This is a genomic window from Pseudonocardia sp. SID8383, from assembly GCF_009864975.1.
In the GTDB taxonomy this organism is placed as follows: domain Bacteria; phylum Actinomycetota; class Actinomycetes; order Mycobacteriales; family Pseudonocardiaceae; genus Pseudonocardia; species Pseudonocardia alni.
In genome coordinates this window covers 1-8,284 of the sequence record NZ_WWFY01000040.1, presented here as the reverse complement: position 1 = coordinate 8,284, position 8,284 = coordinate 1, and the positions used below count along the sequence as shown (strand labels likewise).

Genomic DNA, 8,284 nt, shown 5'->3' with positions numbered 1-8,284 from the left:
CGCCGCGGCGGGGGTGCTCAGCCCCGGCGGTCGTCCCGGTCGCGGTCCGCCCCGAACTCCCGGTCGTGGCGCAGCCGGGCGTCGACGTGCTGTTCGGCGCGCCGCGCCTCCCGGGTCGACGCGGCCGCCCCCACCGGGTAGCCGGCCTTCATCACCCGGGTCTCGCACGCCTCGACCACGTAGACCATCGAGTAGAAGTAGCCGATCACCGCGCCGGAGGCGATGGCGCCCAGCCGCACCCACGCCGGGCCGGGCACCACCAGGAACAGCAGGGCCAGCAGCGGGATCAGCTGGACCGTCGTACGGAGGAAGTGGCGCAGCACCCAGGTGCGGGTCGTGACGTCGTGCAGCACCCAGCGCCGGTTCCGATCCGGCAGCCGGGCACCGAAGGCGTAGGCCACCCAGCGGAACGGGTTCGGACGCCGGATCCGGTCGTCCATCGGACGTTCCCCCTCATCGGATCGCGCACCCGGGTCAGACACCCGGATGCCGGACGAGCACGGCGAACGGGTCCGTCCAGTGCCGTCCGCCGTTCTGCGGGGCGACGGTCACGCCGTCGGCACCCGGCAGCGGCTGCGGCAGCGGCCTGCCCGTCGCCGCGTCGGCCACGAGTTCGCGGACCCGCTGCCCGGCCCGATGGTAGAACTCCAGCTGCACCGCGCGACCGAACAACCCGAAGCCGAGCCGGAACAGGGGGTTCGGGATGTGCGCGGGCCGGGAGAACGCGCGGATGACGAACTCGACGTCGCCGGTCGCGAGGTCCTTGACCACCTCGTAGGTGAGCCGGCCCTCCTCCAGGTGCCCGTGCAGGGTCTCGTAGGTCCAGCCCCAGACGCGCCGGCCGTCGACGGTCTCGTCGACCAGACCGGTCACGCGGACGCCGAGGTGGAAGCGCATCGGCCCGAACCGGCCCTCCAGCAGCATGTCCCGCCCCAGCAGCGGGTCGGACGGGCGGAACACGCCGCGCAGCCGGTTCGGGGCGGTGAACTGGTAGTCGCGCAGCACCGCGCAGGCACGTTCCCACGGCCCGTCGGGGACCGGGTCGCCGGGCGGCTCGGTGCCGACCAGGGCCCGGCCGTGGTCGACGTGCCAGCGCGGGTCACGGGTGTCGGTGGGGGTCTCGGCGTCGTCGAAGTTCACGCCGCGTGCGGCGAGTCCGTCCAGGTCGGCGCGACGGTCCCCGGGGGCGGGGCGCTTCAGGACCGACGGCCCTTCTCCTCGCGCCGCATCGAGTCGCCGATCAGCCAGAACATCGACGGCCACAGGCCGACGAAGACGGCGCGGCGTTCGGCGTTGCCGCGCTCGTCCTGGTCCACGGTCTTCGCGCGCAGCCACAGCGCGATGGAGAAGCCCACCGAGCCGAGGGAGAACCACTGGAGCTGGGCACCGCGCAACCCGACCCGGTGCAGGACACGTCCGACCGTCATGGCGGTTCCTTCCCCGCTCCCGGCGGATGTAATCCCGCAGAGGGGGTATGTCCACGCCGTGCGGACTTCCAGGACGGCCACGACGAGAGATCGGTCCACCCCGGTGACGGGGGACCGGCGGTCCCGGCGGGTGTCGGCGGTGCTGCGCTGGCCGGTGGGTCTGGCCCTGGTGTCGTGGCGCTACTTCTGGCGCACCACACCGATCCACCGCAGCGACGTCGTCGGGGACCTGGGGGACCTGCCGCCCGCCTCGCCGCAGGGCGCCGAGGGCGACGACGTCCAGCGCCCGTCGGACGGGGTCGGGACCCTGCTGCACCGGCGCTACAGCGTGCGCATCCGCGGGTCCCGGCTGAGCCCCGAGGAGCTCATGACGCGCCTCGCCGCGGACCCCGACCGCTGGTCACCGGAGTTCGCGGTGTTCCGCCGCACCCGTGGTGAGCCCGGCGGGATGGCGGTCGGCGACGAGTTCCTGATCCGCATGCCCGGCCCGTGGGACGGCCCGGTGCGGGTGGCCGCCGCCGGGCCGAGCGAGTTCTCCTTCGTCACCCTCGACGGGCACCTGGAGGCCGGCCGGATCGAGTTCCGCACCCGTCGCGACCCGGACCACCCGGAGATGCTGCGCTTCGACATCGAGTCCTGGGCGCGGCCCGGGGACCGGCTGTCGCACGTGCTCTACAACACCCTGCGGGTGGCCAAGGAGGTGCAGTTCAACATGTGGACGCACGCCTGCATCCGGGCGGCCGCCATCGCGGGCGGCCGCCCGGACGGCGGCGTGACGGTGCGCACCCGGCGGTTCGCGACCGCCGGATGACGCGGCGGGCCTCACCGGGCGGCCCGCACCTCGCGGATCATGACGACCCCGAGCCCGGCGACGGCGATCCCGCGCAGCAGCTCCACGTGCAGCCCGCTGAGCACCGGGGCCTCCGGCAGCGGCACGAACAGCAGCAGCGCCCCGGTCAGCGCGGCCGCGCCGATCCAGCGCGGCACCCCGGTGGTACGCATCAGCGCCACACCCGTCAACGCCAGCCCGGCCAGGAGAACCAGCCCGCCGACCATCTGCAGCAGCGCGAAACCGGGGGCGGCGAGGATGCTGCCGTCGTCGGGGACCAGCTCCGGGGCGGCACGGGCGATCTCGGGCGCCACCAGCCCCTCGACGACGAGGTGGCCCTGCGCGCTCAGCGCATTGCCCAGGAAGTACAGGCCGAACCCGAGCGTGCCGAGCACACCGGCCCGCGGGGCGAACCAGCCCCAGGCCGCGGGTAGGCCCATCATCAGCGCGAGCGCGCCGGCGTAGATCGACAGCTGCGCCCACGGCGAGCCGGGGGCGAGCAGGGACGCGACGGAGTGGGCGTTCCCGTCGACGACGGGGTGGGCGACGCCACCGGCGAGCGAGAGCACGGCGGAGGCGAGCAGCATCACGCCGCCGCCCACCACCAGGCGTCGCCGGGTGGGGTCGACGGCGGGGACGGCCGGGGTGGTGGGGGTGGTGCGGGCGTCCTGCACTGTCACGGTGGGTCCTTCCGGAGGGGCGCGTCCGGTCGGTCCGGCGCGGCGGGACCACCGTGCGCCCGGCCGCTTGCAGCCCACTTGCGGACGGGCTGCGGGCGCCGCGGGCACTGTCGCCCGGGCGCGGGGCGGGGCAGACTCGCCGATCATGAGCACCGACGCTCCCGCCTTCACCGAGATCTCCTACGACGTCGACGACCGGGTCGCCACGATCACCCTCGACCGCCCGGACCGCCTCAACGCGTTCACCCCGACGATGGCCCGCGAGCTGATCGCCGCCTACGACCGCGCCGACGCCGACGACACCGTCCGCGCGATCGTGCTCACCGGCCGCGGCCGCGGCTTCTGCGCCGGCGCCGACCTGGGCCGCGGCGGGGCGTCGTTCGATCCCACCGACCCGCAGCGCGCCGCCGACCGGGCGGGCGTCGGCACCATCGGCGGCGTCGTCCGCGACGGCGGCGGCACCGTGACCATGCGGATGGCGGCGCTGCGCACCCCGGTGATCGCCGCCGTCAACGGGCCCGCGGTCGGCATCGGGGCGACGATGACGCTGCCCGCCGACATCCGGCTGGCCGGCGCCTCGGCCCGGTTCGGCTTCGTGTTCGCTCGCCGCGGGCTCGTCCCCGAGGCCGCGTCGAGCTGGTTCCTGCCGCGCATCGTCGGCGTCTCCCGGGCGATGGAGTGGGCCGCGACCGGCCGGGTGTTCGACGCCGCCGAGGCCCTCGACGGCCGGCTGGTGTCCCGTGTCCTGCCCGACGACGAGCTGCTCGGCGCGGCGTACGCGATCGCCCGCGAGATCGCCGACAACACCTCCGCGGTGTCGGTCGCGCTGACCCGCCAGCTGCTGTGGGGGATGCTCGGCGCGCCCAGCCCGTGGGACGCCCACCGCGCCGACTCGGCCGCGATCGCGCACCTCGGGCAGGGCCGCGACGTCGCCGAGGGTGTCACCTCGTTCCTGGAGAAGCGCCCGCCCGCCTTCCCCGACACCGTCTCCGACGACTACCCCGGCCACGTCCTGCCGCACTGGCCCGCGCCGCCCGCCGACCTGACGGACTGAAATCCGGGTGCGCCGGCGACCCCCTCGCCCCTACCGTCGCCCCGTGGCCTCGATACGCCTGCGCGTCGCCCGACGGCGGCGCCACACCTGATCCCTGCCGATCTCCTGGCGCCGCCGTCCGAGCAGCCGGTCCTCGTACCCCTGCCGGGCGGCGCCCCGCCGCGCCCCCGGCTCCCACCCCGGGAGCCTCCTGTGCGATCCCCCCTGCCCCGCCCGCTCGGCCGTCATGAGCACGGTCAGAACTTCCTCGTCGACGCCTCCGTCCCGGCCGCGCTGGCCGCCGTCGTCGCCGGGTACCCGCCCCGGCCGCTGCTGGAGCTGGGTCCCGGCGACGGCGCGCTGACCGCCGCGCTGCTGCGGCTGCCCGGCAGGCCGCTGACCGCGGTCGAACTCGACCCGCACCGGGTGGCCCGGCTGCGACGGCGGTTCGGCGACGCCGTCACCGTCGTCCACGGCGACCTGCTCGACGCCCGCCTGGACCGGCCCGTCGACGTGGTGTCCAACGTCCCGTACGCGGTGACCACCCCGCTGCTGCGACGTCTGCTGGGCGCCCCGCGCTGGGCGCACGCGCTGCTGCTGGTGCAGTGGGAGGTGGCGCGCAAGCGGGCGGCGGTCGGCGGCACCAGCGCGCTCACCGCCCGCTGGTGGCCGTGGTTCACCTTCACCCTGCACGACCGTGTCCCGGCCCGGGCGTTCCGGCCGGTCCCGGCCGTCGACGGCGGGGTGCTGGAGATCGCCCGCCGCGACGTGCCGCTGCTCGATGCCCGGCCCCGGGACCACCACCGGATGGTCGACGCGGTGTTCACCGGCCGCGGCCGCGGGGTCGTCGACGTCGTCGGGCGGCGGTTCGGCCGCGCCCTCGCCCGGGACTGGGCGCGCGAGTGCGGTCTCGGGCCGTGGGCACTGCCACGCGACCTCGACGCCGGGCAGTGGGTCCGGCTGCATGCCCGGGTGGCCGGGCGGGGGTGACCCCGGTCCCGCTCCGTTGCGCCGGGCGGGTGCCGTCTGCTCGGGTGGGCGGTGTGGAGCACTCGGAGCTGACCCGCCGGCGGTGGCTGGACCACGGCCGCCTGTCGTCGCACGCCTGTCGCTGACCCCGGCCTCGCGCACCGACTCCCCGCTCCGCCTCACCCACCGGCAGGTCCCGTGTCCAGCTCCGCCGTGTCCGATCCCGCCCCGACGTCCGGTGCCACGCCGCGCCGCGCCGCCGTCGCGAGCCTCGTCGGGACCACCATCGAGTGGTACGACTTCTACCTCTACGCCACCGCCGCGGCGCTGGTGTTCGCCCCGCTGTTCTTCACCGACGCCGACCCGGCGACCGGAGTGCTCGCCTCGTTCGCGACCTACGCCGCCGGGTTCGGGGCGCGGCCGATCGGCGCCGTCGTCGCCGGGCACCTGGGGGACCGGATCGGCCGCCGCGCCGTCCTGGTCGGGTCGCTGGTGCTGATGGGCGTCGCGACGACGCTCATCGGGCTGCTGCCGACCTACCCGACCGTCGGGCTGCTGGCCCCGGTGCTGCTCGTGGTGCTGCGCCTGGCCCAGGGGCTCGCCGTGGGTGCGGAGTGGGCCGGTGCGGTGCTCATGGCCGTCGAGCACGCCGAGACCGAGCGCCGACGCGGCCTGTTCGGCAGCTTCCCGCAGATCGGCTCCTCGGCCGGGATGCTGCTCGCCTCGGGTGTCTACACCGCGGTGCTCGCGATCGCGGGCAAGGAGGCGTTCCTCGCCGGGGCCTGGCGGATCCCGTTCCTGCTCAGCGCGGTGCTCGTCGTGGTGGGGCTGGCCATCCGGCTCACCCTCGCCGACCCCGCGGTGTTCACCGCCGCCCGCGATGCCGGGACGCTGTCCCGCCGCCCGGTGCTGGAGGTGCTGCGCACCGACTGGCGCACCGTGCTGCTGACCGTCGGCAGCCGGATCGCCCAGAACTCCGTCTACATCCTGGCGACGACGTTCGCGCTGACCTACCTGGCCCAAGGCGACTCGGGCGCCGCCGAGGGCGCCGGTCTGACCGCGGTGATCATCGCGTCGGCGATCGGGCTGTTCTCGACGCCGTTGTGGGCGGTCCTGTCCGACCGGGTCGGCCGCAAGCCGGTCTACCTGGCCGGCGCGATCGGGGCGCCGCTGTTCCTCGGGGCCTTCTTCCTGCTGCTCGACACCGGGTCCACCGTGCTGGTCGTGGTCGGCATGGTGGTGCTGGTCAACCTCTTCCACGACGCGATGTACGGCCCGCAGGCGGCCTGGTACGGCGAGCTGTTCGACACCCGGCTGCGCTACAGCGGGGCGTCGCTGGGCTACCAGATCGGGTCGGTCATCGGCGGCACGACGCCGCTGGTCGCCACCGCGCTGCTCTACGCCGGCGGCGGGACCCCGTGGCTGATCTGGGGGTATTTCGGGGTGCTGTTCGCGATCTGCGTCGTCTCCACCGTCCTGCTCCCCGAGACCCACCGCGGCGGGCTGCGCACCGCCCGGGAGAAGGTGTCGGCATGACCGGCCGCATCCTGCTCAACGCCTTCGACATGGCCTGTGTGGGCCACCAGTCCGCCGGGCTGTGGCGCCACCCGTCCGACGAGGGGCACCGCTACACCGACCTCGACCACTGGACCTCGCTGGCCCGGATGCTGGAGGACGGCGGCTTCGACGCGCTGTTCCTCGCCGACGTCCTCGGCGTCTACGACGTCTACGGCGGCTCCCGTGACGCCGCCGTCCGCGCCGCCGCGCAGGTCCCGCTCGCCGACCCGCTGCTGCTCGTCCCCGCGATGGCGGGGGTGACCTCGCGGCTCGGGTTCGGGGTGACCGTCTCGGTCGCCTACGAGCACCCCTACGCGCTGGCGCGGCGGCTCACCACCCTCGACCACCTCACCCGCGGCCGGGTCGCGTGGAACGTCGTCACGTCCTACCTGGACTCCGCGGCGCGCAACCTCGGCCGGTCCGGGCAGATCCCGCACGACGAGCGCTACGAGCTCGCCGAGGAGTTCCTGGAGGTCTGCTACAAGCTGTGGGAGGGCTCCTGGGACGACGACGCCGTGGTCCGCGACCGTGCCCGCGGCGTGTTCACCGAGCCGGACCGGGTGCACGACATCGCCCACCACGGCCGCTGGTTCGACGTGCCCGGACCGTTCCTGTCCGAGCCGTCCCCGCAGCGCACCCCGGTGATCTTCCAGGCGGGCGCGTCGCCGCGCGGTGCCCGGTTCGCCGGCACCCACGCCGAGGCCGTGTTCGTGTCCGGCCCGTCGCCCGCGGTGGTCCGCCGCTCGGTCGACGCCGTGCGTGCCGAGGCCGCCCGCGCCGGGCGGGACCCGCGCTCGGTGAAGGTCTTCGCCATGCTCACCGCGATCGCCGGGGAGACCGACGCGGCCGCCCGCGCGACGCTGGCCGAGTACCTGGAGCTGACCGACCCGTCCGCGGCGCTGGCGCTGTTCGGCGGCTGGTCCGGCGTCGACCTGGCGGGGGCCTCGCCGGAGCAGAAGCTCGAGTACGTGCAGACCAACGCGACCCGCTCGGCGCTGGCGTCGTTCACCGGGCCGGACCGCGACTGGACGGTGGGGGAGCTCGCGGAGTTCATCACCGTCGGCGGGCGCGGGCCGCTCCTCGTCGGGTCGGGGGCGGGTGTCGCCGACGAGCTGGAGCGCTGGGCCGACGAGGCCGACCTCGACGGCTTCAACCTGGCCTACGCCGTCACCCCGGGGACGATGGCCGACGTCGTCACCCACGTCGTGCCCGAGCTGCGCCGCCGCGGCCGGATGCCCGCCGCCGCCGACGCGGGCGGCCCCACCCTGCGCGAGCGCTACGGCACCGGCGACGGCGCCCGGCTCGCGAAGGACCACCCCGGGGCGGCGCACCGTACGCACTGACGCCACGCGATGACCACCGGGAGCGGAGCGCGGGGAGCAACCCCCGCACCCGGCCGCCCCACTCCCGGTGATCATGGTGCCGACGGTCGCGTTCCGCGGTGCAGGGCCACTCCGCAGAGGGACGTCGCGACCCCGACCAGGTGGCACTGCACCACCGACGCGTGACGCCCCGCGCCGTCGCCGTACCGCCGTGTTCATCTCGGTCCCGGCCGGGGTGGCGATCGGGGGAGTGCGGGCATGGTGGGGTGGACGGGCAGCCGGGGCGCGGCGGTGGCGGCGGCGGTCGTGATCGGGGTACTGGCACCGGCCACCCAGCAGGCGTCCGCGGCCCCCGCCCGGGAGACGTACCCCGTCGCGGCCACCGCGTCCGCGGCATCGCCCGCGGCAGGGGCCGGGTCCGCCGCATCCGATTCCGCCGCACCCGGTGCCGCCCCGGGCCCGGCCGC

The 8,284-nt window shown here is 75.6% G+C and carries 9 protein-coding genes and 1 pseudogene; 6 read left to right on the top strand and 4 right to left on the bottom strand.

Annotation, left to right across the window (positions count from 1 at the left end; all coding sequences use genetic code 11):
• Window positions 1–17: 17 nt before the first annotated feature.
• The 3 genes from GTW08_RS01240 to GTW08_RS01230 are packed head-to-tail and all read right to left on the bottom strand — an operon-like array spanning window position 18 to window position 1,427.
• Window positions 18–440, bottom strand: coding sequence for a DUF5313 family protein (locus tag GTW08_RS01240; RefSeq protein WP_073574334.1), 423 nt, complete (start codon window positions 438–440; stop codon window positions 18–20).
• Window positions 441–474: 34 nt separating this feature from the next.
• On the bottom strand, window positions 475–1,140 hold the full coding sequence (locus GTW08_RS01235; protein ID WP_304580040.1) for a DUF1990 family protein: 666 nt from the start codon (window positions 1,138–1,140) through the stop codon (window positions 475–477).
• A gap of 56 nt (window positions 1,141–1,196) precedes the next feature.
• Window positions 1,197–1,427, bottom strand: coding sequence for a hypothetical protein (locus GTW08_RS01230; protein ID WP_062403384.1), 231 nt, complete (start codon window positions 1,425–1,427; stop codon window positions 1,197–1,199).
• 139 nt (window positions 1,428–1,566) lie between these two features.
• Between GTW08_RS01230 and GTW08_RS01225 the strand changes: the two genes are divergently transcribed.
• A complete protein-coding gene (locus GTW08_RS01225) occupies window positions 1,567–2,238 on the top strand; it encodes a DUF1990 family protein (RefSeq protein ID WP_346009828.1) in 672 nt (223 codons plus the stop codon).
• Window positions 2,239–2,249: 11 nt separating this feature from the next.
• Here the strand turns inward: GTW08_RS01225 and GTW08_RS01220 are convergent, their stop codons facing one another.
• The gene (locus GTW08_RS01220) at window positions 2,250–2,936 is read right to left on the bottom strand and encodes a hypothetical protein (protein WP_161151267.1); all 687 of its coding nucleotides are present in this window, start codon (window positions 2,934–2,936) and stop codon (window positions 2,250–2,252) included.
• 145 nt (window positions 2,937–3,081) lie between these two features.
• Here GTW08_RS01220 and GTW08_RS01215 point away from each other — a divergent pair, with 145 nt between their 5' ends.
• The 5 genes and pseudogenes from GTW08_RS01215 to GTW08_RS31360 form a co-directional block, all read left to right on the top strand.
• Window positions 3,082–3,990: an enoyl-CoA hydratase-related protein gene (locus GTW08_RS01215; RefSeq protein ID WP_161151266.1), complete on the top strand. Its 909-nt coding sequence runs from the start codon at window positions 3,082–3,084 to the stop codon at window positions 3,988–3,990.
• 192 nt (window positions 3,991–4,182) lie between these two features.
• A complete protein-coding gene (gene erm / locus GTW08_RS01210; protein WP_346009827.1) occupies window positions 4,183–4,959 on the top strand; it encodes a 23S ribosomal RNA methyltransferase Erm in 777 nt (258 codons plus the stop codon).
• A gap of 177 nt (window positions 4,960–5,136) precedes the next feature.
• Complete coding sequence (locus tag GTW08_RS01205) at window positions 5,137–6,474, top strand: MFS transporter (protein WP_346009826.1); 1,338 nt, start codon at window positions 5,137–5,139, stop codon at window positions 6,472–6,474.
• On the top strand, window positions 6,471–7,838 hold the full coding sequence (locus GTW08_RS01200) for an LLM class flavin-dependent oxidoreductase (RefSeq protein WP_161151265.1): 1,368 nt from the start codon (window positions 6,471–6,473) through the stop codon (window positions 7,836–7,838). The genes GTW08_RS01205 and GTW08_RS01200 overlap by 4 nt, the downstream gene beginning before the upstream one ends.
• 237 nt (window positions 7,839–8,075) lie before the next feature.
• Window positions 8,076–8,284: pseudogene (locus GTW08_RS31360) on the top strand (hypothetical protein); the annotation flags it as partial.